19 protein-coding genes are annotated in these 22,548 nt (G+C 70.5%); 5 read left to right on the top strand and 14 right to left on the bottom strand.

Going from position 1 to position 22,548, the window contains the following annotated elements:
- Nucleotides 1-18 precede the first annotated feature (18 nt).
- Both OHA77_RS36290 and OHA77_RS36285 read right to left on the bottom strand, forming a co-directional pair.
- Nucleotides 19-666 carry a response regulator transcription factor gene (locus tag OHA77_RS36290; protein ID WP_326823685.1) on the bottom strand — a complete coding sequence of 216 codons (648 nt, stop codon included), beginning with the start codon at nucleotides 664-666 and terminating at the stop codon, nucleotides 19-21.
- On the bottom strand, nucleotides 657-1,907 hold the full coding sequence (locus OHA77_RS36285; RefSeq protein WP_406313766.1) for a sensor histidine kinase: 1,251 nt from the start codon (nucleotides 1,905-1,907) through the stop codon (nucleotides 657-659). The genes OHA77_RS36290 and OHA77_RS36285 overlap by 10 nt, the downstream gene beginning before the upstream one ends.
- 185 nt (nucleotides 1,908-2,092) lie before the next feature.
- Here OHA77_RS36285 and OHA77_RS36280 point away from each other — a divergent pair, with 185 nt between their 5' ends.
- Together OHA77_RS36280 and OHA77_RS36275 are read left to right on the top strand one after the other, a co-directional pair.
- Nucleotides 2,093-3,400 (top strand): acyltransferase family protein, encoded by a 1,308-nt coding sequence (locus tag OHA77_RS36280; RefSeq protein WP_406313765.1) that lies wholly within the window; start codon nucleotides 2,093-2,095, stop codon nucleotides 3,398-3,400.
- A 122-nt stretch (nucleotides 3,401-3,522) separates the two neighbouring features.
- Nucleotides 3,523-6,015 carry a DEAD/DEAH box helicase gene (locus tag OHA77_RS36275; protein WP_406313764.1) on the top strand — a complete coding sequence of 831 codons (2,493 nt, stop codon included), beginning with the start codon at nucleotides 3,523-3,525 and terminating at the stop codon, nucleotides 6,013-6,015.
- A gap of 370 nt (nucleotides 6,016-6,385) precedes the next feature.
- Here OHA77_RS36275 and OHA77_RS36270 read toward each other — a convergent pair whose 3' ends face one another.
- The 7 genes from OHA77_RS36270 to OHA77_RS36240 all read right to left on the bottom strand — a co-directional run bounded on the left by OHA77_RS36270 (nucleotide 6,386) and on the right by OHA77_RS36240 (nucleotide 12,751).
- On the bottom strand, nucleotides 6,386-7,186 hold the full coding sequence (locus OHA77_RS36270; RefSeq protein WP_406313763.1) for a helix-turn-helix domain-containing protein: 801 nt from the start codon (nucleotides 7,184-7,186) through the stop codon (nucleotides 6,386-6,388).
- A gap of 93 nt (nucleotides 7,187-7,279) precedes the next feature.
- Nucleotides 7,280-8,113, bottom strand: a complete 834-nt coding sequence (locus OHA77_RS36265) for an alpha/beta fold hydrolase (protein ID WP_406313762.1) — start codon at nucleotides 8,111-8,113, stop codon at nucleotides 7,280-7,282.
- Nucleotides 8,114-8,240: 127 nt separating this feature from the next.
- Nucleotides 8,241-9,956 carry an ABC transporter ATP-binding protein gene (locus OHA77_RS36260; RefSeq protein ID WP_406313761.1) on the bottom strand — a complete coding sequence of 572 codons (1,716 nt, stop codon included), beginning with the start codon at nucleotides 9,954-9,956 and terminating at the stop codon, nucleotides 8,241-8,243.
- Nucleotides 9,953-11,773: an ABC transporter ATP-binding protein gene (locus OHA77_RS36255; RefSeq protein ID WP_406313760.1), complete on the bottom strand. Its 1,821-nt coding sequence runs from the start codon at nucleotides 11,771-11,773 to the stop codon at nucleotides 9,953-9,955. The genes OHA77_RS36260 and OHA77_RS36255 overlap by 4 nt, the downstream gene beginning before the upstream one ends.
- Nucleotides 11,770-12,090 (bottom strand): hypothetical protein, encoded by a 321-nt coding sequence (locus OHA77_RS36250; protein ID WP_406313759.1) that lies wholly within the window; start codon nucleotides 12,088-12,090, stop codon nucleotides 11,770-11,772. Before OHA77_RS36250 ends, OHA77_RS36255 begins: the two co-directional genes overlap by 4 nt.
- A gap of 90 nt (nucleotides 12,091-12,180) precedes the next feature.
- Nucleotides 12,181-12,369 carry a hypothetical protein gene (locus OHA77_RS36245; protein ID WP_406313758.1) on the bottom strand — a complete coding sequence of 63 codons (189 nt, stop codon included), beginning with the start codon at nucleotides 12,367-12,369 and terminating at the stop codon, nucleotides 12,181-12,183.
- A complete protein-coding gene (locus OHA77_RS36240; protein ID WP_406313757.1) occupies nucleotides 12,356-12,751 on the bottom strand; it encodes a hypothetical protein in 396 nt (131 codons plus the stop codon). The genes OHA77_RS36245 and OHA77_RS36240 overlap by 14 nt, the downstream gene beginning before the upstream one ends.
- A gap of 92 nt (nucleotides 12,752-12,843) precedes the next feature.
- Between OHA77_RS36240 and OHA77_RS36235 the strand changes: the two genes are divergently transcribed.
- Nucleotides 12,844-13,146 (top strand): tyrosine-type recombinase/integrase, encoded by a 303-nt coding sequence (locus tag OHA77_RS36235; RefSeq protein ID WP_406313756.1) that lies wholly within the window; start codon nucleotides 12,844-12,846, stop codon nucleotides 13,144-13,146.
- 463 nt (nucleotides 13,147-13,609) lie between these two features.
- Here OHA77_RS36235 and OHA77_RS36230 read toward each other — a convergent pair whose 3' ends face one another.
- A complete protein-coding gene (locus OHA77_RS36230) occupies nucleotides 13,610-14,290 on the bottom strand; it encodes a hypothetical protein (protein ID WP_406313755.1) in 681 nt (226 codons plus the stop codon).
- 161 nt (nucleotides 14,291-14,451) lie between these two features.
- On the opposite strand from OHA77_RS36230, the gene OHA77_RS36225 reads away from it, so the two are divergent.
- Nucleotides 14,452-14,967 carry a DUF2087 domain-containing protein gene (locus OHA77_RS36225; protein ID WP_406313754.1) on the top strand — a complete coding sequence of 172 codons (516 nt, stop codon included), beginning with the start codon at nucleotides 14,452-14,454 and terminating at the stop codon, nucleotides 14,965-14,967.
- Here the strand turns inward: OHA77_RS36225 and OHA77_RS36220 are convergent.
- A complete protein-coding gene (locus tag OHA77_RS36220) occupies nucleotides 14,934-15,905 on the bottom strand; it encodes a helix-turn-helix transcriptional regulator (RefSeq protein ID WP_406313753.1) in 972 nt (323 codons plus the stop codon). The genes OHA77_RS36225 and OHA77_RS36220 overlap by 34 nt on opposite strands.
- A gap of 63 nt (nucleotides 15,906-15,968) precedes the next feature.
- Here OHA77_RS36220 and OHA77_RS36215 point away from each other — a divergent pair, with 63 nt between their 5' ends.
- Complete coding sequence (locus tag OHA77_RS36215) at nucleotides 15,969-18,221, top strand: ATP-binding cassette domain-containing protein (RefSeq protein WP_406313752.1); 2,253 nt, start codon at nucleotides 15,969-15,971, stop codon at nucleotides 18,219-18,221.
- A 33-nt stretch (nucleotides 18,222-18,254) separates the two neighbouring features.
- On the opposite strand, the gene OHA77_RS36210 is transcribed toward OHA77_RS36215, so the two are convergent.
- The 3 genes from OHA77_RS36210 to dusB all read right to left on the bottom strand — a co-directional run bounded on the left by OHA77_RS36210 (nucleotide 18,255) and on the right by dusB (nucleotide 22,479).
- Entirely contained in the window at nucleotides 18,255-19,223 is a 969-nt protein-coding gene (locus tag OHA77_RS36210; protein ID WP_406313751.1) for a TAXI family TRAP transporter solute-binding subunit, read from the bottom strand.
- Nucleotides 19,220-21,145, bottom strand: coding sequence for a TRAP transporter permease (locus OHA77_RS36205; protein ID WP_406313750.1), 1,926 nt, complete (start codon nucleotides 21,143-21,145; stop codon nucleotides 19,220-19,222). The genes OHA77_RS36210 and OHA77_RS36205 overlap by 4 nt, the downstream gene beginning before the upstream one ends.
- A 212-nt stretch (nucleotides 21,146-21,357) precedes the next feature.
- A complete protein-coding gene (gene dusB, locus OHA77_RS36200; RefSeq protein ID WP_406313749.1) occupies nucleotides 21,358-22,479 on the bottom strand; it encodes a tRNA dihydrouridine synthase DusB in 1,122 nt (373 codons plus the stop codon).
- Nucleotides 22,480-22,548: the final 69 nt, after the last annotated feature.

Below are 22,548 nucleotides of genomic sequence, written 5' to 3'. Positions count from 1 at the left end.
CGGCGGGCCGTACCAGGGTCAGGAGCGCAGGTAGGCGAGGACGGCCAGGACCCTGCGGTGCTGGTCGCCGTCCTCGGCGTACAGGCCGAGCTTGGCGAAGATGCTGCGGATGTGCTTCTCCACCGCGCCGTCGCTGACCACGAGCTGGCGGCCGATGGCCGGGTTGGACCTGCCCTCGGCCATCAGACCGAGCACCTCGCGCTCGCGCGGGGTGAGCTGGGCGAGCGGGTCGTCGCGGCGGCGCCGCACCATCAGCTGGGCCACCACCTGCGGATCGAAGACCGTGCCGCCGGCCGCGACGGTGCGCAGGCCTCCCATGAAGTCGTCCACGTCCACGACCCTGTCCTTGAGCAGGTAGCCCACCGCGCCCCTGGCGTCGGCCAGCAGGTCGTCGGCATAGGACACCTCGACGTACTGCGACAGGATCAGCACCGGCGCTCCCGGCACCCGCCGGCGCGCCTCGACCGCCGCCCGCAGCCCCTCGTCGGTGAAGTCGGGCGGCATCCGGACGTCCACCACCGAGACGTCCGGCCGGTGTTCGGCGATCGCCTCCACCAGGCGGTCACCGTCCCCCACCGCCGCGACCACCTCGCAGCCGAACTCCTCGAGCAGCCTGATCAGGCCCTCTCTGATCAACACTGCGTCGTCGGCCACGACTACCCGCACGGCACCTCCGCCACGATCACCGTCGGCCCGCCCGTCGGTGAGTCCACCGCCAGCTCCCCGTCCACCGCCTTGAGGCGGTCGACGAGTCCGGACAGACCATGTCCCTTGGCGGTGTGTGCGCCGCCGACACCATCATCCCCGATCGTCAGCATGAGAATGCCGCCGATCTTGCTCAGCGAGATCGTGCAGACGGTGGCGTGGCTGTGCTTGGCGATGTTGGTCAGGCTCTCGGCGACCACGAAGTAGACGGTGTTCTCCACGGCCGCGGCGAAGCGGCCGGTGATCTGCAGGTCCAGCTCGACGGGGACGGTGCAGCGGCTGGCCAGTGCCGCGAGCGCGGGGGCCAGGCCGCGGTCGGTCAGGATCGGCGGCGCGATGCCCCGCGAGAGGGCGCGCAGCTCGTCCAGGGTGTCGCGGGTGGAGCTGATGGCCTGGCTGAGCATCTCGTTGACGGCCTGGGGGTCGCGGCTGAGCTGACGCTGGGCACGGGACAGGTCCATGGCCAGGGAGACCAGTCGCTGCTGGGGGCCGTCGTGGATGTCGCGCTCCAGCCGCCGCAGCGCGTTGGCCTCGGCCGACACCGCGGCGGCCCGGCCCTCGGCCAGGTCGTCGATGCGCTCGTGCAACTCGGCGACACCGGTCAGCATCGCCCGGCCGAGCCCGGCCCTGACGAGCGCGGCACCGTGCACGATCACCGGCAGGGTGAGCGCGAACAGCACGCCGATGACGGTGTTGATGACCATGTCGACCCATACCCTGTTCTCGAACCCGAGCACGTAGGCGAGCCCCCCGTGGTTGCCGGGAATGGCCGCGACGATCCACCCGTAGAGCGGGAAGGTCAGGCCCAGGACCGTCCCCGCCCACCAGACCACCGTGAGGACGAACGTCACGATGGAGATCGGGAAGGCCACGATCCCGTAGAGCAGGTCGAGCCACGACTGCCCACTGGTCAGCGGGTTCGCCACGCGGCGGAACCACCCGGCCGTCTCCGGGGCCGGCCGGTAGCGGGGCCGGGGCAGCGCGCGGCCGAGCACCTCGGGCAGCATCCGCCGCTCCACGTCGGCCAGGCCCCGCGCCACCAGCAGCGTCGTCGCCAGGACCGGCACTCCCACCCACACGACCACCGTGCCGATCCCCGCGGCGAAGCCCGCCACCATCAGGGCGAAGAAGACGACGGAGAGGGGGAAGCCGGCGATCAGATAGCGGCTGTCCGTGCCGATGCGGCGGAGGAGGGTTCTCATGGCGCCAACGCTATGAGGAGTGGTGCGCGGACTTCGACCCTGCACACCGCCATCCGGGGGTAAGGCCAGCCCTACCCCTATGAGGGTGCGTTCGCCACCCTGAGACTCCAGCCTGCGTCACTGCGCCGACCAGGGTCCTCGCGGGAGGGTCGGATCATCGCTCCCCTCAAGGAATAGAGATCCTCGTGACCGCCGTCATCTCCCGCTCAGCAGCCCGTACGACCGCCGGGCCGCCGGGCCGAGACGTGTTCATCGACGTGCTGCGGCTGGCCGGCATCGCCCTGGTGGTGCTGCAGCACTGGAGCATGCCGGTGCTCTCCTTCGCCGACGGGCGGATCTCCACCGGCAACGCGCTGTCGGCCGGTGGCGCCTGGGCGATCACCTGGATCAGCCAGGTGATGCCGCTGGTCTTCTTCGCGGGCGGCGCGGCCAATGCGATCAGCTGGCGGGGCTCGGTACGGCGGGGCGGCACGGTCCCCGGCTGGCTGGCGGGGCGGCTGCGCCGCCTGGTCTGGCCGGTGCTGCCGCTGGCGGCGGTGTGGTTGCCCCTGCCCCATCTGCTGCTCGCCGCCGGCCTGCCGGAACAGCCGGTGGTCACGGCCTCGCGCCTGGCCGGGCAGCTGCTCTGGTTCCTGGTGGTCTACCTGGTCGCGGTGGCGGTGACCCCGCCGATGCTCCGGCTCAACATGGTGTACGGCTGGCGGGTGCCCGTGGCGTTGGCGGCGGGGGCCGTCGCGGTGGACGTCGCCCGCTTCGGCAGCGGCCTGGAGGTCGTCGGGTTCCTCAACATCGCGCTGGTCTGGGCGGCGGTGCACCAGTTGGGCTTCCTGTACGCCGACGGCCGCCTGGGCAGGCCCTGGGCCATGGCGGTGGCCGGGTACGGCCTGGCCGCGGTGCTGGTGGCCTTCGGCCCCTATCCGGGCAGCATGATCGGGATGCCCGGCGCGGCCGTCTCCAACATGGCGCCGCCCACGGTCGCGCTGCTCGCGGTGGCGGTCGGCCAGCTCGGCCTGGTGCTGGCGCTGCGCCGGTGGATCGTCGCGTTCGCGGCGTGGCCGGGTGTCTCGCGGGTGCTCGCCTGGGCGGCTCCCCGGATGATGACCGTCTACCTGTGGCACATGAGCGCGCTGTTCCTCGTCACCTCGGTGGTCGTGGTGGGCCTGGGCGTCTCCACCCCGCAGCCGTGGACCTCGGCCTGGCTGTCGGGCTGGCCGCACTGGCTGCTCGTGCTCGCCCTCGCCATGGGCCCGTTGCTGCACTGCTTCGCCCGGTTCGAGGCGCCCGCGCGGGCCCTGCCGTACGACGGGGGGATGGCCCGGATCGTGGTGGCCGTCGCCCTCGCCGTAACCGGGCTGCTCGCCTTCACGGCGTTCGGTTTCGTTCCGGGACCGGTCCCGGTGATCGGCGGAGGGATGATCCTGGCGAGTCTGGCGCTCACCTGGTCGGCCGGTCGGCCGCAGTCGGCGGCACACCCGGGCAATAAGTCCGTTTAGTCATGATTTATAGATATTTAAGTAGTTGGATGTGCGCTGTGCTGCCGGACCCGTACGCGATGCGATCACATCTGTTACCCGACCCGGTCCGACCATTGCCAGTTCTTCGGCAGTATTGAACCGTGAGCCTTGTAGATCGCCTGCCAGAAGAGATCGACGCCGATCCCGATGCCATCTTCGACGCGTTCGTCGAATGGAACTCCGAGCGAGGGCTCACCCTCTATCCAGCCCAGGAGGAGGCGCTCATCGAGGTCGTCTCCGGAAACAACGTGATCCTGGCCACCCCGACCGGGTCGGGCAAGAGCCTGGTCGCGGCCGGAGCGCACTTCGCCGCGCTGACCCGGGACGTGCGCACCTTCTACACCGCGCCGATCAAGGCGCTGGTGTCGGAGAAGTTCTTCGACCTGTGCGCGCTGTTCGGCACCGAGAACGTCGGCATGATGACCGGCGACGCGAGCGTGAACCCCGGCGCGCCGATCATCTGCTGCACCGCCGAGATCCTCGCCAACGTCGCGTTGCGCGACGGCGCGGGAGCCGACATCGGCCAGGTCGTGATGGACGAGTTCCACTTCTACGCCGAACCCGACCGGGGCTGGGCCTGGCAGGTGCCGCTGCTGGAGCTGCCGGGGGTGCAGTTCATCCTGATGTCGGCGACGCTCGGCGACGTGACCCGGTTCGAGGAGGACCTGACCCGGCGCACCGGCAGGCCCACCGCTGTGGTGAAGAACGCCGAACGCCCCGTCCCGCTGGTCTACTCCTACCGGCTCACCCCCCTGCACGAGACCCTGGAGGAGATGCTCACCACCAACCAGGCGCCCGTCTACGTCGTCCACTTCACCCAGGCCTCGGCCATGGAGCGGGCACAGGCGCTGATGAGCATCAACATGTCCACCAAGGCCGAGAAGGAGGCGATCTCCGCCCTCATCGGCAACTTCCGGTTCACCACCAGGTTCGGCCGCGCCCTGTCGCGTCTCGTACGGCACGGCATCGGCGTGCACCACGCCGGGATGCTCCCGAAATACCGCCGTCTGGTGGAACGGCTCGCCCAGGCCGGCCTGCTGAAGGTCATCTGCGGCACCGACACGCTCGGCGTCGGCGTCAACGTGCCGATCAGGACCGTGCTGTTCACCGCGCTGTCGAAGTACGACGGCAACAAGGTCCGGCGGCTGCGTGCCCGCGAGTTCCACCAGATCGCCGGGCGGGCCGGGCGGGCGGGCTTCGACACCATCGGTTACGTCGTCTGCCAGGCCCCCGACTACGTCGTCGAGAACGAGAAGGCGCTGGCCAAGATCGGTGACGATCCCAAGCGCAGGCGCGGGTACGCGCGCAAGAAGCCCCCGGAGGGCTTCGTCGGCTGGAGCGAGGAGACCTTCGAGAAGCTGCAGACCGCCGAGCCGGAGCCGCTCAACTCCCGGTTCAAGGTCAGCAACGCGATGCTGCTCGCGGTGATCAACCGCCCCGGTGACTGCTACGCGGCGATGAAGCACCTGCTGACCGACAACCACGAGGACCGCAAGTGGCAGCGGCGGCACATCAGCCAGGCCATCGCGATCTACCGTTCGCTGCTGGCCGGCGGCGTGGTGGAGAAGCTCGACGAGCCCGACGAGCAGGGCCGCAGGGCCCGGCTGACCGTCGACCTCCAGGAGGACTTCGCGCTCAACCAGGCGCTGTCCACCTTCGCGCTGGCCACCCTGGAACTGCTGGACATGGAGTCGCCGAACTACGCGCTGGACATGGTCTCCATCATCGAGTCCATCCTCGACGACCCCCGCCAGATCCTGTCCGCCCAGCTCAACAAGGCGCGTGGCGAGGCGGTGGCGCTGATGAAGGCCGACGGCATCGAATACGAGGAGCGGATGGAGCTCCTGGCCGAGGTCACCTACCCGATGCCGCTGGCGGAGCTGCTGCTGGGCGCCTACGAGACCTACCGGCAGGGCCACCCCTGGGTCGGCGACTACACCGTCAGCCCCAAGACCGTCGTGCGGGACATGTACGAACGGGCGATGACCTTCGCCGACTACGTCCAGTTCTACGAGCTGGCCCGGTCGGAGGGCACCGTCCTGCGCTATCTCGCCGATGCCTACCGCACCCTGTCGCGGACCATCCCCGAGCATCTCAAGACCGAGGACCTCATCGACCTCATCGAGTGGCTCGGCGAGCTGGTCCGCCAGGTCGACTCCAGCCTCCTCGACGAGTGGGAGCAGTTGCAGAACCCGACCGGTGAGCTGGAGGCGCCCTCCCTGGAGGAGACCACCAGGCCGGTCACCGCCAACACCCGCGCGTTCCGTGTCCTGGTCCGCAACGCGATGTTCCGCCTGATCGAGCTGGCCTCCCTGGAGAAGGAGCAGGAGCTGGCCGAGCTGGCGCCGGACGTGGACTGGGGTGCCGCCCTCGACGCCTACTACGACGACCACGAGGAGATCGGCACCGGCCCGGACGCCCGCGGTCCCGGTCTGCTCCGGATCGAGGCGGAGCAGGAGCTCTGGCGGGTCCGTCAGGTCGTCGCCGACCCCGCGGGGGACGGCGACTGGGGCATCGACGCCCAGGTGGACCTGGCCGCCTCCGACGAGGAGGGCCGCGCCGTGGTCCACGTCATCGGCCTGAACCGCCTCTGACCGTTCCTCATCAGTAAGCAGGAGTGGGTCTTGGACCCATCCCTGATCGCTGCGCGCATCCCGAACGGTTGTGGATGCACTGGTCGCCCGCGTACGTGGTTGTGTCCCCGTCCGGGCGTGTGCATCGTGTGCACGGTCCGTGACGGGGCGGCGGGTTTCCTCACGCCCAAGAGTCTCCGGTCGGGCCTGGACGGTCCGATGCCCGTAACGATCGCTCTGGTCGTTACGGGGCGGTGCCGTCCGTCGCCGGATCGGGTGCCCTTGGGCGCGCCGGCCGAGGGCGATGCTCGCAGCATCGTGTCGGCTGGTCTTTCGGGTGCGTGTCGAACATGGGCCCGGCCGAGGCTGCCGCATCGTGGAGGCAAGCTGTTCAACGAAGGTCGGGGATGCGTTCGCCATCCTTCGCCGGACGCTGGGTCGGCGATGAAGCCGGCCACGCAACGTCGTCGACCGCGAGCCACGGCGCGACGGCCAGGGCCGTGGGCGTGAGCCCGGCGAACGTCGCGACCTCGCGGTGGAGGTGGGACTGGTCGACGTAGCCGCTCTCGGCGGCAACGCAGGCGGCGGCGTGACCCGCCGCGAGCAGGTGGGCGACGTGGTCGAAGCGCACCAGCCGGGCGGCGCGTTTGGGGGTGATGCCGAGTTGGGACCGGAAGCGGGACCACAGGCGCTTGCGGCTCCAGCCGACCTCGTCCGCCAGGCCGTCGACCCGCACCCGCCCCCGGCGGGTCAGCGTCCGCCGCCAGGCGTGGGCGACCTGGGGGTCGACCGGCGGGTGGGCGCCCAGCCGCCGGCCCAGGATGTCTGCCGCGATCGCGAACCGTTCGTCCCACGACGCGGCGGCGCGCAGCCTGTCCTCGACCCGCCCGACGTCGCGGCCCCAGACGTCCTCAAGGGTTGCCACCGTCCCGCTGAGCTCGGCCGATGCGCCCAGCAACGCAGCCGCCGCGACCGGATCCAGCCGGATCTGGAGCAGCTCGCCGACTCCCCACCCAGTTGCCCGGAGATCGCCGGGCAGGAGCCCGATGACGACACTGCCGCGCTCGTGCCGGCCATGGGTTTCGTAGACGACGCCGGCTTCCTCGCCCAGATCGATGAGCAGGGTGACGGACGGGTACGCGACCATGGAGATGTCCACCGAGGCCGGGGCACGATGGCGGAACCCGGCCATGCTGACCCCCGGCAGCCGAACCGACGGGCGTGGGACTGCGACATCCACCCACGCCCGGTCAGGTAGCGTCCCGGTCGGCAACACATGGCCAGTCTAGGCATCAGGGGTCACGGGTTGTCGGCGGCCCGTTGCCGTGAAGCTCAGCAGCAGTTTGCTGGTCGTCTCGGGCGCTTCCAGCATGGGGAGGTGCCCGACGCCGGGCAGCAGCTCGACCCGTGCGTTCGGCACCGCGTCGTATCGGTGCGCCGACGACGGCTCCCAGCGGAGGTCGGCAGCGCCGAAGATCACCTGCACGGGGACCTGGAGGGCGGCCAGACGCTCGGGTACGCTCCGTTCGGCGATGTAGGCGGTGTTGCGGCGCAGCACCGTTCTCATCACGCGGTAGGTGATGCTCCGTACGTCGGCGACCACGTCGTCCGGGAGGTCCACCGGGCGAGCAGCCATCGCGCTGATCCCCTTGCGGATCATCGCATCCGAACGCCTCGGCCACAGCAGCGGGCCCAACGGCGGGGCCAGCAGGAGCCGAAGGATGAACGGCTGCCGGAGGAGCGCATCCGGGCTCGGGCCGCTACTGATCAGTGCAAGCGAACCCACGAGGTCGGGACGTTGTTCGGCAAGCGCGGTGGCGACGTAGCCGCCGCTGGAGTGCCCGGCCGCGGCGACGTGACGAAGGCCGAGGTCGTCCAGCAGCGCCGCCACCTGGCCCGCCTGCGCGGGCACGTCATACGACGGCGCGGGTGGGGACTGACCGCAACCCGGCAGGTCGACGCGGATGACGTGATGGTGGCCGGCCAGCGCCGGGACCACCGGCCCCCAGAAGCCGCCCGAGGCCCCCGACCCGTGGATGAGCAACAACGGCGGCGCCTGCCGCGGGCCGTCATGGACCACGTGCATCCCATGGGAGTGCTCAATGTCGTATTCACTCATGCGGAGACTATGCACGGGCGGTCGAGCGTCAGTCTTGGACAAATGTTCCCGCGGAGTTGCAGACCGGCGGCCGTCACCACAACGGCTGTACCGAGGCCCCCAAGGCCGGAACACGGGCCTGGCGGGCTCATTTCCGCGCAGCGGGAGCCATGGAGACATTCCAGAAGTCGGCGTAGCGGCCACCGTGGTCGAGCAGTTCGTCGTGGCTGCCTTCCTCCACGATCCGACCGCCGTCCAGAAAGACGATGCGGTCGGCGCGTTGGACGGTCCGCATCCGATGCGCCACCATCACCACCGTCCGGCCCGCCATCAGGCGCTGGATGCCCTCGTGGACGGCTGCCTCGTTGACCGGGTCCAGTGCCGAGGTCACCTCGTCCAGCAGCACGATGGGCGCGTTCTTCAGCAGCGCCCGCGCGATCGAGACACGCTGGCGCTCACCACCTGACAGCAGCGCGCCGCCCTCGCCGACGTTCGCCGCCCATCCGCCGGGCAGTCGCTCGATCACCTCGTCCAACCGCGCCGCAGTCGCCGCCGCCCGCACCTCGGCAACGCCTGCGTCGGGACGGCCCAGGCGCACGTTCTCCTCGATCGTGCCGTCGAAGAGATAGACATCCTGGAAGACGATGGCGATCCGCGCCATCAACGCCTCGGTGCTGATCGCGCGCACGTCCACGCCTCCCACGCGCACCGCGCCGGCGTCCACGTCGTAGAAGCGCGCCAGCAGCTGCAGCAGCGTGCTCTTGCCCGCGCCGGACGGCCCGACGACCGCGAGCCGCTGTCCCTCAGGGACGGTGAGCGACACCTCGTCGAACACCGTGTGCACGCCGTGTCGGAAGGCGACGGCGTCGAGCTCGAGGCCGTGGTGCGCCGGCTGGATCGGCTCGCGGGGTTCCCGCAGCGGCTCGGTGCGCAGCACCGTCTCGAGTCTGGCCAGCTCCGAACGCGCGCCGCGGAGTTTGCCGCCGATGTCCGACAGCGACAGCAGCGGGTCGGCGCAGCGGGCGGCCAGCACCAGGATCGCCAGGATCTCCGCCGCGCCGATGTTCCCGCCGAGCGCGAGGTGGGCGCCCAGGACCAGCAGCCCGGTGAAGATCGTTTGCACGGTGAGCGTCAGCCCCACGGCGCTGGGCAGCGTCGCCAGCACGGTACGGCGGGATGCGCGCTGGGCATCCAGCAGCGAGTCGTCGAGCAGCTGGAAGCGTTCGCCGGTCCGGCCGCCGGCCCGCAGCACCGGCTGAGCCTGGAGGAACTCGATCACGCGCGCGCCGGCCTCCTGGTCGCGTTCGTGACGCTCGGCGTCGGCGGCGGCCGTCGCGCGTGCCGTCCGGGCCTGGATCGCCGCCACGACGGGTGCGGCGAGCAACGCGGCCAGCCCCATCCGCCAGTTGAATGCGGTCATCACGGCCACGATGGTCAGCGGCGTGACCAGGGCGGAGATGAACGGTGCCAGCAGATGCGCGGCCACACCCATGGCTTGCAGGAGGCCGCGGCCGGCCAGGACGGAGACCTCGCCGATGCGACCGGCGTTGTACCAGCCGAGAGGAAGGCGGGCCAGATGCTGGCCGAGCCGGTGATACATGCCGCGCAACATGGTGGTCCCGACCCGCATGCCGGACAAGTCGCTGATGTAGCGCAGCACGGCGTAGAGGGCGACCGCGGACCCGAACGCGACCAGCCAGGGCACGGCGTTCGCGGGCGTGCTGCCGAGCAGCGCCCGCAGCACCGGGACCAGCAGCGCGTAGGACAAACCTTCGACCACCGCGGTGATCGTCATCAGGATCACGGTGCGGCGCATCGCCCGGGCGTACTCGTCTCCGAGCACGCGCAGCAGCATTCGGATCATCGGGGCTCGTCTCCTCGCAGTACGCCATCGTGGGTTTCGATCTCGGCGGATTGGTGGGATCGCCAGAACGCGGCGAACCTTCCGCCTCGTGTCAGCAGGTCGGCGGGTCTGCCGCGTTCGACGATCGCTCCGTCCTCCAGCACCACGACGGTGTCGGCGTCGGCGACCGTCTCCAGCCGGTGGGCGATGACGACGATCGTGCGGTCGCCGCTCAGCGTCGCCAGGGCCCGGCGGACCGCCTGTTCGGTCTGCGGGTCGGCGAAGGAGGTCGCCTCGTCCAGCACCAGAACGGGCGCGTCGGCCAGCAGCGCGCGGGCGATCGAGATCCGCTGCGCCTCGCCTCCGGACAGCTTGGTCTCTTCACCGAGCATCGTGTCGTATCCGCGCGGCAGTTGGAGGATGCGGTCGTGGATGCGGGCCAGCCGGGCGGCGCGGACCACGTCGTCGCGGCTGGCCCGCGGCACCGCCAGCGCGATGTTGTCGGCGACCGAGACACGCAGCAGACGGACGTCCTGGAAGACGAAGGACACCTGCCGATGCAGCTCCCGGCTGCCGATCTCACGCAGATCGATGCCGCCAAGAAGGACCGAGCCGTGGGTGGGGTCGAAGAACCGCGGCAACAGCTGGACCAGCGTGGACTTCCCGCTTCCCGACGGCCCGACGACCGCGGTGACCGTCCCCGGCTCCAGCACCAGGTCGATGCCGCGCAGCGCCTCGTGGTCGGCGTCGTAGGCGAAGCGGACGTCACGCAGTTCCACCCGGTGCCCCTGCGGCGGACGCGGGTGGGCGGGCTCGGGCAGTGGCCGGACCGCGAGCACGTCTTTGATCCGGCCGACCGCACGGCCGGCGGCCTGCAGGTCGTCGAAGCCATGCCCGAGCGCCGCCACCGGAGCGGTCAGTCCCAGCCCGAGCAGCAGGAACGGCAGCAGATCCGCCGGGGCCAGGCCGCCGGAGGTGATCAGTGCCGTGCCGCCGACCAGCACGACCAGCAGCACGAACGGCGGCGACAGCGCCAGCTGCATCCCGGCGGCGATCACGGACATGCCGCGCACCCAGCGGGAGAAGATGCTGACGAAGTCGTCGGCGGCCGTCAGGAACGTGCGGTGGGCGCGCTCGCCTCCGCCGAACGCCTTGACCACCGAGATGCCTTGCACGAACTCGACGACGGAACTGGCGATCCGTCCCATGGCCGCGTCGTAGGCCTCCTGCTCGCGCGTCCTGGCGGGCAGCATCAGCAGCGGAACCAGCGCTATCGCCATCACCACCGGGATCAGCGTGATCAGCGTGAGCCGCCAGTCCACGGTGAACAAGTAGATCAGCGACACCAGCGGCACCACGAACGCGGCGACGAGCTCGCCGGGGGCGTGCGCGATGAACGGGTGCACGGCGCTGACGTCCTCGCCCACCACCTTGGCCAGCTCGCCGGTGCGGCGCCGGGAGAACCAGCCGATCGGGACGCGTCCCAGCGACGCGGCCAGCTGCCGGCGGAACGTCAGTTGCACCCGGCTGTCGAGAACATGCCCGATTCCCGACGACGCGGCGGTGCACAGCAGCCGGATGAGCAGGCCGGCCGCACCTGCGATCATCACGGTCCAGACGTGAACGTGGTCGATCGGGCCGGGCGACAGCAGGGTACGGCCCAGTTCGACGACCGCCAGCAGCGGGGCCAGACCCGCGAGCGCGCCGATGACCTGCAGGATCACCACGGCCGCGAAACTCCGCAGATGAGGGCGCAACAGCCGTGTCATGCTCTGTCCCACCGCGGAATCGGCATCCGGTTGCTCGATCGTCTGAGCGAGGTCGGTGGTGGTGGTCATCGTTCTCCGGTCTTCGTCGATCTCGTCACGACCCGGCCCGTGGCCGAGCCGATGGTGGATGAGGGGGCGGCGGTGGATGAAGGGGCAGGGTGCGAGCGGGCCGGCCTGGGCTTCCAGGCTCCGGTCCGCATCTCCAGGTGGCTGCCTCGCGGCAGGGTGACGGCCATGATGTTGCTGGGGACGTCCAGCTCGATGTGGCACCACAGTCCGCGCGGGACGATGGCAGCGGTGCCGGCCACCAGCCTGACCTCTTCCTCCTGCTGTCCCGCCAGCTCGGGACGGAGGTAGAGGCGTATCTTCCCGATGAGGCAGGACACGATCTCCTCGGCCGCGGTGTGGACTTCCCAGCGGTCGGCGTGGACGTCGGCATCGGTCTTCGCGTGGAAGGCCTTCAGCTGCCAGCTGTCCTAGCCGGAGTCCGTGAATCTTCTCCTGGCATTGATCTCGCCGACTTGGCGCAGGTGGATGGAGGACTCGAAGAGATCGATCGGGGAGGACGAGTGCGGGGGCACGTGGGTGCCGTCCTGGCACACGTAGACGTCTCCGTCGTCCAGGGCCAGGATCGAACTCTCCGTGGTGCCGTCAGGAATGGTCATGGGCCCACTGTCGCCGCCGGCGGGCGCCGGCGGATTGGACAAATGTTCCTCTAGCCGCGGCTTGGGGACATCTTCGGGAGCGGAGTGCCCTGTCGGCCTGGCGTTCCAGAGCGCTGGCAGGGTTGCGGAACACGTGGTGTTCGCGGACGCGCTGCAGCGCGGCGAACAGCGCGTTGATCACCTCGCGGGCTCGGCCGGCGACGGCGGCCAGGATGGGGTGCCCGGCCTGGACGATGCCGGCGGCCTTCATCCGGTCGCTGCTGGTGCGCAGGGTCGGCGGCGTGCCGGCGGCATTGTCTGGGTCGTCCGGGCGGGCGCGGAAGCGCCATTCCAGGCGGTAGCGGGCGCCCATCAGCGGGTCGGCGGTGCCCCAGGTGAACACCGTCTCATCCTCGCGCTGGGTGCGGGTGATGGGGTCGTGCCCGCCCGGCGACCTCGGCGGCTAGGAGCTGCGTCATATGGCAGGACATCGCCGTGATCGACCGGCTGATCGCCCGCCGCAACGTCGGCGTCCGCGAGAAGACCCTCTACCGCCTGTTGTATGAGACCGCCGCCCGGGCCGAGGAAATCCTCACCCTCGACCTCGAGGACCTGGACCTGACCGCCCGCCAGGCGCGGGTCAAGGCCAAGGGCGCCCGCGCCAAGACCCGCCGCCGCGGCCAGGCACGCGAGGACTTCGTGCTGGAGACCGTCTACTGGGACGCCGGTACCGCCCGGCTGCTGCCCCGCCTGCTCAAAGGCCGCACCCGGTGGCCCCCCAGGGTTCGCGCGAACTGAAGGCACTTCAGGATGAACCTACGGGCTTCACGTTCTCTGGATGGTTTCGACCCTTGGGTTCGCCGGAACCGGTGGTGAGGTGCAGCCAGGCCCTACCGCAGACGGATCGCCTCGGCCGCGCGGTAGCAGACCGGGTCGCCGTCGGCGTCCAACCCCTCCACCAGCCGCCCGTCGCACCTTCACCACATCGAGACCCTAGGCCGCCTCCTCCCAGCGCGGGATCCACTCAAGATCATCCCAATGCGGGTTTTGGGCTTATGTGGGCCGACCCCCTCCTTGAGGTTCACACGGTGAACATGACACCAGCTCAGAGGCTGCAACACACACTTGAGTCAACTCAACCCCGAGCAGTTACCAGCCCCTGCGCCGCGGGCCGATGCCCCCGTCCGCCGGTCACCCCGGGCCGACGCCGACCCCGGCCCGGCGGTCGGCCCGGGGCGGCTCGGGCCGACGCCGATCCTCGCTATGCGGCGCAGGCGGCGATCTGGCAGACCTTGGCGAGCAGCTGCCTGGCATGCGCGAGCTGGCGGGTGTAGCTCTTGGCGGCCGGCTGGGAGGCGCCGGAGGCGAGATAGACGATGACCGCGTTGGCCCGGCGCACGATCACGACGTCGTCTCCGGCGACGGGCTTGCCGTCCTGGTAGTCCCGCGCGCTGCTCTTCCACGCCCCGTCGCCGAGGGCGACCCTGGCCAGACTCCGGTTGAAGGAACCGTTCTTCCAGCCCTCGGACTGCCGGCACTTCTGCACGCCCGCCTGGAACTGGTGCAGGGCCGACTGCGCCGCCTGTTCCGAGCGGTAGAGGATCACCTGCTCGGCGGTCTCGACCTCCTGCCCGGCGGTGAAGTAGATCGTCCGGGCCGCGGCCCGGCCCGCCTGGCCGATCTTCGGATCCTTCCTCTGGGCGGCGGCCACCGTGCTGTTGGCGCACGGATCGACCACGAACCTCTCCCCCGCCTTGGCACTGGCCCGCCAGACGTTCTCGGCGTCGGCGGGTTCGTCCTTGGTGGTCTGATCCTTCGCGACCTCCCTGTCGTGCAGCAGGAATCCCTTGGGGACCGCCGGGGCGGCGGCGGAGGCGGGGGTCAGGCCGGCGAGAGCCGTACCGGCGAGGAGAGTCGCCGTAAAAACGATCTTTCTTAGCATGATCTACATGATGCCAGTCATGCATGGAGGATCAGGACAGATCGCCTACTCCACCGAAGGCGATCGGATGACGGGGAACCACCGGGCAGCACGCGGCTCGACCGGGCCGGCCCGCTCCGGATGGCGCGGCGGCATCGGAACGGGCCACCAGAATAGAGGGCATGAGCGACGACGCGATCAGGCAGGTGCTGGGCCTGCTCTATCAGGAGGACACGTTACGGGTGCTGGCGGCGCTGGTGCTGAGCGGCAAACCCGAGGAGGCCGAACTGGAGGAGGACGCGACACGACGGGCGCTGGACCGGCTGGAACGCGGCGGGCTGGCCGTACGGGACGACGACGGCCGCTGGCAGGCGCGGCGTGAGCGGTTCCGCGAGCTGCTGCACGCCACCGCCAGACCCGCCGCTCCCGTCTCGGCCGAGGAGAAGGTGTTGCAGTCCTTCCTCGTCGAGGGACGGCTCCGGGCGATCCCCAGCAAGCGCGAGAAGCAGCTCGTCGTGCTGAACTACATCGCCCAGGTCTTCGAGCCCGGGGTCCGTTACCCGGAGAAGGAGGTCAACACCGTGCTGCGGGCCTTCCACGACGACTACGCGGCGCTCCGCCGCTATCTGGTCGACGACGGCCTGCTGAGCCGGGAGAACAACGTCTACTGGCGCAGCGGCGGCTCGGTCGACTCCTGAAGGCGCCCCGCCAGCCGCCGGATGTAGCCGATCAGCTCGACCGGTCCGTGGACGGTGAAGTCCACGTCCAGCAGGCCGAGGGTCATGGCCAGCCATTCGAGGGAGTCGCCGCCGGTGTGCAGCAGGCAGCTGTGCTCGCCGACGGCCTCCAGGCTGCCGTGCGCGGCGGCCTGCACCCGGTCGGCGACGACGGCCAGCGGGGCGTGCAGGGTGACCACCGCCCGGTAACGGCTGATCGGCGCGGTGATGGACTGCTCGATGTAACCCTCGGGCGGCTCTCGCGGCGCGGAGCGGACGCCGGTGGCCAGCGGGGCGGTGAGCCGGTCCACCCGGAAGGTCCGCCAGTCGCCCCGCTCGACGTCCCACGCGACGAGATACCAGCGCCGCCCGGTGGACACCAGCCGGTACGGCTCGGCCACCCGAGCGCTCTCGGCGCCGTCGCGGCGGCGGTAGCCGAAGCGGAGCCGTTCGCGGTCGCGGCTCGCCTGGGCGAGGACCGCCAGCGTCTCCGCGTCGACGGTCGGCCAGGACCGGGCCAGCGGGCCGCGGAACGCCACGGTCTGGGTCTGCAGGGTGTTGACCCGGCGGCGCAGCCTGGACGGCAGCACCTGCTCCAGCTTGGCCAGTGCGCGGGCCGAGGTCTCCTCGATCCCGGTCACTGAGCCGCTCGCCGCCGTACGCAGGCCGACCGCGATCGCGACGGCCTCCTCGTCGTCGAGCAGCAGCGGCGGCATCGCGGTCCCCGCCTCCAGCCGGTACCCCCCGGCGGGGCCGGTCGTCGCGTGGACCGGATAACCCAGCTCGCGCAGCCGGTCGATGTCGCGACGGAGCGTCCGGGGACTGATCTCCAGCCGCTCGGCCAGCTCGGGCCCCGGCCATTCGCGGTGCGCCTGGAGCAGCGAGAGCAGCCGGAGCACCCGGCCCGTGGTGTCTGCCATGCCTGCCACGATGCCACCGATCGCGGCCAGGAACTGGCCTAAACCTTGGCTAGCGTCGGCTTCATGAGCCACATCGAGATAACGGGCGCCCGTGAGAACAACCTGAGGAACATCTCACTGAAGATCCCGAAGAGGCAGATCACGGTCTTCACCGGCGTCTCGGGATCCGGCAAGTCGTCCATCGTCTTCGACACGATCGCCGCGGAGTCCCAGCGGCAGCTCAACGAGACCTTCAGCACGTTCGCCCGCAACCGGCTGCCCAAGTACGGCCAGCCGGACGCCGACCACATCGGCAACCTCTCCACCGCCGTCGTCATCGGGCAGCAGCGCATCGGCGGCAACTCCCGCTCCACCGTCGGCACCATCACCGACATCTCCGCCCTGCTGCGGCTGCTCTACTCCCGGATCGGCACGCCGCCCGCCGGATACTCCAACGCGTTCTCCTTCAACGACCCCGCCGGGATGTGCCCGGAGTGCGAGGGCGTCGGCCGGACGATGGCCCTGGACCTGGCGCGGACCCTGGACCGGTCGAGGTCGCTCAACGAGGGCGCGATCCTGCTGCCGGGCTTCGGGGTCGGCAACTGGTACTGGAAGACCTACACCCAGTCGGGACTGTTCGACAACGACAAGCCACTGGCGGACTACACCCGGGCCGAGTGGGACATGTTCCTGCGCGGCAGCGGGTCGGAGGTGTTCTTCGAGACGCGGGGCGGGACGGTCCCGCAGAAGTACGAGGGGCTGATCGACAAGTTCGACCGGCTCTACATCAACAGGGACGCCGAGGGGTCGTCCAGGCGGGACGCCGCGATGGCGTTCGTCTCCGCCCGGCCGTGCCCGCTGTGCGAAGGCGCCCGGCTCAACCAGGCGGCGCTGGCCTGCCGGATCGACGACCGCAACATCGCCGAGCTGTCCGCGATGGAGGTCCGGCACCTGGTCGACGTGGTCGCCGCGATCGACGTCCCGGTCGCGGCGACGATGGTCCCGGCCATCCTGGCCCGGCTGCGTCACCTGATCACCATCGGCCTGGGCTACCTCAGCCTGGACCGGCCCACGTCCACCCTCTCCGGCGGGGAGTCCCAGCGCATCAAGATGGTCAAGCACCTGGGCAGCAGCCTGACCGACATGATGTACGTCTTCGATGAGCCCACCATCGGGCTGCACCCGCGCGACGTGGCGAACATGAACGGGCTCCTGCGTGAACTGCGGGACAAGGGTAACACCGTGCTCGTCGTGGAGCACGACCGCGACGTCATCGACATCGCCGACCACGTGGTGGACGTCGGTCCGCACGCCGGGACGCACGGCGGCGAGATCGTCTACCAGGGCGGCGTCGAGGGCCTCTACCAGGCGGACACCCTCACCGGGCGGCACATGCGCCACAACCGGCCGCTCAAGACGGAGTTCCGGGAACCGGCCGGCACACTGACCGTCACCGGCGCCACCGTGCACAACCTGAAGGACGTCACGGTCTCCTTCCCCACCGGGGTGCTCACCGTCGTCACCGGGGTGGCCGGGTCGGGCAAGAGCAGCCTGGTCAACGAGGCGCTCCTGGCCGCGCACCCGGCGGCGGTGGTGATCGACCAGTCGGCGGTCGGCACCTCGATCCGGTCCACCCCGGCCACCTACACCGGGCTGATGGACGAGATCCGCAAGCTGTTCGCCGCCGAGAACGAGGTCGCCCCCGCTCTGTTCAGCTTCAACTCCAAGGGCGCCTGCCCGAAGTGCCAGGGTCTCGGGGTCATCCACACCGACCTGGCGTTCATGGACGGTGTCACGTCGGTGTGCGAGGTGTGCCGGGGACGGCGGTTCCGGGAGGAGGTCCTCCGGCACACGCTGCGCGGCAGGTCCGTCTCGGACGTGCTGGAGATGACGGTGCGCGAGGCGGCGGGGTTCTTCACCGAACCGAGGCCGCGGAGCGTCCTGCGCGCGGTCGACGAGGTGGGGCTGGGCTATCTCAAGCTCGGCCAGCCGCTCAGCAGCCTGTCCGGCGGCGAGTGCCAGCGGATCAAACTGGCCGGCGAGCTCCACAAGAAGGGCAGCGTCTACGTCATGGACGAGCCGACCACCGGACTGCACATGTCGGACGTCGAGCACCTGCTCACCATCACGGACAACTTGGTGAACGCCGGTAACACGGTGATCGTCATCGAGCACAACCTCGATGTGATCAAGAGCGCAGACTGGATCGTCGACCTCGGCCCCGACGGCGGAGACCGGGGCGGCACCGTCGTGTTCGAGGGCACGCCCCGGCGGCTGCTGGAGGTGACCGGCTCCTTCACCGCCGAGCATCTCCGCCGCGACCTGGGCCGGCCGTAGCGCGTTCCGGCACGCCCCCGTCCCCGTGCCCGGTCAGCCGTAGTATTTCCGCGCGCCGTCGTGCAGCGGGACGGGGTCGGTCTTCTGGGCGTTCTCGCGGGTGATGTCCCCGGCCGCGGGGTGGACCCTCTCCAGATCGGCCTTGTGATCGACGAGCAGTCTGGCGAGATCTCCCGCGAGGGCGGGTTCCATCTTCTCGTTGACCACGAGGAGATTGGGCACCGCGATGGTGGACACGTCGGCCGGGGTCCCGTAGACGTCCTTGGCGATCGTGCCGCCGGCGTAGACCTGGCCGTGCTCGCGCCGCATCGGCTCCAGCACCGAATCCAGCGGGACGAAGGCGACCTCGCCCTTGAGGCTGGTCAGCAGGTCGGTGATGCCGGGGGTGGGCAGTCCTCCGGACCAGACCAGGGCGTCGAGGGTGCCGTCCTTGATGCCCTGCACGCTCTCGGGCAGGCCCAGCGACTGTCGCTTGACGTCCTTGTCCGGGTCGAGGCCGGCCGCCTTCAGCAGGCGGAGCGCGATGACCTCGGTGCCGGAGTTCGGCGAACCGGTGGAGACCCGTCTGCCCTTGAGGTCGGCGACGGACTTCACGCCCGAATCGGTGGTGGCGACCACCTGGGTGTAGTTGTCGTAGAGCCGGGCGACGGCCCGGATCGGCTGGGGAGAGGTGAAGGAGCCCTTGCCCGCGACCGCGTCCGCGGCGGAGTCGGCGAGGGTGAAGGCGATGTCGGCGTCGCCCCTGACGACCCGCTGGATGTTCTCGACGGAGGCGCCGGTCGCCTCGGCCGTCGCCTGGTAGCCGGGGATGTTCTTGCCGATCTGGTCGGCCAGGCCGCCGCCCAGGACGTAGTAGACGCCGGTGGTGTTGCCGGTGGCGATCGACAGCCGCTTGCCCGCCGAGGTCTGGGCTCCGTCCTGCCCGGCGGAACGGTCGCCGCCGCAGCCGCCGAGCAGCAGCGCCCCGGCCGCCAGCAGGACCGCCACCCGTTTGATGGTCATGATCGTGTCCTCCGTGTCCGCATGGTCAGATGCAAGGCGATCGCGAGAATCAGGACGCCCACTCCGGCGAGCACCGGGACGGGCGACAGGAAGAGCAGCAGGACGGCGGCCACCCCGCACAGCACCCGTTCGGCCGCCGTCGCGGGCCCGGCCAGCCAGCCGCCGGTGGCGGCGGCGAGCGCCGCCACCGCGAGCGCCGAGACCGCGGTGGTCAGCAGGATCTCCCCCGCCGGCCCCTGGGCGAGCAGCGCGGAGCCGGCGGGGGTCAGCACGAAGGCGAAGGGGACCAGGAATGCCGGCAGCGTGTACTTCCAGGTGGCCAGCATGGTCCGGTAGGCGTTGCCGCCGGTGATGGCCGAGGCCGCGAAGGCCGACAGCGCCGTGGGCGGGCTGACCTCCGACAGCACGGCGTAGTAGAAGATGAACATGTAGGCCTCGGCCTGGCTGACTCCCAGGTTCATCAGCGCGGGCCCGATGATGACCGCCGCGATGACGAACGACGCCGTCACCGGTACGGCGAGGCCGAGCACGAGCACCGCCAGCGCGCACAGCAGCGCGGTGACCGCCAGGATCCCGCCCGAGGCTCCGACGATCAGCGAGCTCGCCTTGAGGCCCAGTCCGGTGAGGGTGACGACGGCGACAATCATTCCGGCGGCGGCGCAGGTGGCCGCGACCGGCAGCACCCCTGCCGTGCCCGCGGCGAGGGCCTTCGCCGCGGCACGGGGGGTGAGCCGGTGGGCGGGGTCGAGGAAGGAGAGCGCGAAGGCCAGCAGCGTGGCGTAGACCACCGCCCGGAACGGCGACTGGCCCAGCGCCATCAGGATGACGATCACGAAGAGCGAGCTGAAGTGGTATCCGAACCGCCGCAGCAGCGGCCAGAACCTCGGCGCGTCCACCTCGGCCGACCGCGTGCCGTACTTGCGGGCGTCGATCTCGATGGCCAGGAAGATGCCCAGGTAGTACAGGATCGTGGGGATCAGGGCGTAGATCAGCACCGTGAGATAGCCGACCCGCATGTACTCGGCGATGATGAACGCCGCGGCGCCCAGCGTGGGCGGGGACAGGATCGCGCCGATGCCCGCGGCCGCGAGCACGCCCCCGCCCTGTTCGCGGGGGTAGCCCGCCCGGCGCAGGATCGGCCAGGCGACGCTGCCGACGCTCACCGTCGTCGCGACCCCCGAGCCGCTCACCGTGCCCAGCAGGAACCCGGCGAGGGTGACGGTGCGGCCGGGCGCGGAACGCGAACGGCGGAACGCGGCCAGGGAGATGTCCACGAAGAACTTCCCCGCGCCGGAGTGGTCGAGTACCGCCCCGTAGACGGTGAACAGGATGATGTAGGTGGCCGCCACGTCCAGCGGCACGCCGTACACACCGTCGGTGCCCATCACCAGCGAGACGATGATCCGGTCGATGTCGTAGCCGCGGTGCCCGATGACCCAGTCGAAGGGCAGATAGCCGCCGTAGTAGGCGTAGGCGAGGAACACCAGGCAGACCGCGGGCAGGATCCAGCCGACGGTGCGTCGGCAGGCCTCCAGCACCAGCAGCGAGATGACCGCGCCCACCGCGACGTCCAGGGCCGTGGGGTCGAACGCCCGCCTGATGAAATCGTCGAAGACGGCCAGCGGGTAGAGGCAGGCCACCAGCGACAGCCCGGCCAGCACCCAGTCGACGGCGCCCGGACGGTCGCCGCTCCCGCGCACCGGCTTGTAGCAGACGAAGGTGAGCGGCAGCACGACCGCGAGGAAGGTCATCCGGTACGGCAGGACCTGACCGGGGAGGAAGGCCCAGTAGAGCACGTAGAGCGAGAGCCCGAGGGCGACCAGGGTGACGGCCCTCGCAACCCGGCCGGACAGCCGCCGGGCGGGCCGCTCGGCGTCGAATTCCGCGATCAGGTCATCCGGTGATGTTGTGGTCTCCGTCAAGCGCCGTCTCCACGTGTGAGCCGCCGATCCCTGACGGGAAGTTACCCAAGGAGTTGACCTTGGAGCAGCAGAAGGAGATCACGTTCTCATCGCGATTCCGGAACGAGGTCCGTGGCGTCCGCGGGAGATTCGGGCGCTCACCAGAAGAGGCCGGCGACGGCCGGCGACGAGCTGCCCGCACGTGGGCGCCCGCGCCGGCACGGGTCGGCGCCTCAGCCGCCCGAGGTGTCGAGCTCGGCGTCCGCGCCGACGACGGCCAGGTCGTAGGGGTCGTCCAGCCAGCCGGCGGGCAGGTGGACCCGGTCGCGCGGATTGGTCTTGCCTCTGGGTGCGTCCACGCCCTCCGGCCAGGGCTGGGCGGGGTCCAGCTCGGCGAGCCCTTCGCGCAGCTCCGCGAGGGTGTCGGAGGTGGCGAGGCGGCGGCGGAGGTCGGCTCCGACGGTGAAGCCCTTGAGGTACCAGCCGACGTGCTTGCGGAAGTCGGCCACCGCGTGCCGCTCGCTGTCGAAGCACTCGGCCAGCAGCGTGGCATGCCGGTCCATGGTCGCGGCGACCTCCCCCAGCCGCGGCCGGGCGCGCTCCCCGCCCCCTTCACACGCGGCCGCGAGGTCCGCGAACAGCCACGGACGGCCCAGGCAGCCCCGGCCCACGACGACACCGTCGCATCCGGTCTCGGCCATCATCCGCATCGCGTCGTCCGCGCTCCAGATGTCGCCGTTGCCGAGAACCGGAATCTCGGTCACCGCCTCCTTCAGCCGCGCGATGGCCTCCCAGTCGGCGGTCCCGCCGTAGTGCTGCAGGGCGGTACGGCCGTGCAGCGCTATCGCCGAGACACCCTCCTGCACGGCGATCCGCCCCGCGTCCAGGTAGGTCAGGTGGTCGTCGTCGATGCCCTTGCGCATCTTCATGGTCACCGGCAGCGTCCCGGCGTTGCGCACGGCCTCGCGCAGGATGGCCCGCAGGAGGTTCCGCTTGTACGGCAGGGCGGAGCCTCCGCCACGCCGGGTCACCTTGGGGACCGGGCAGCCGAAGTTGAGGTCGACGTGGTCGGCCAGGTCCTCGTCGGCGATCATGCGGACGGCCCTGCCGACGGTCACCGGGTCGACTCCGTAGAGCTGGAGGCTGCGGGGCTTCTCTCCCGGGTCGAACCGGATCATCTTGAGCGTCTTGGCGTTCCGTTCCACCAGCGCCCGCGTCGTGATCATCTCGCAGACGAACAGCCCGCCGCCCTGCTCGCGGCAGAGTGTGCGGAAGGGCGCGTTGGTGATCCCGGCCATGGGCGCCAGGACGACGGGCGGCCAGACCTCGAGCGGTCCCAGTTTCAACGACTCCACCTTGTGTTTCTACCTCACCGGGCTCAGCGGGACGAATCAACGCTGGGTAGGGTGTACATAGCGTAATCA

This window comes from Streptosporangium sp. NBC_01639 (assembly GCF_045209755.1).
GTDB lineage: Bacteria > Actinomycetota > Actinomycetes > Streptosporangiales > Streptosporangiaceae > Streptosporangium.
This window is presented reverse-complemented; position numbering and strand designations above follow the sequence as displayed.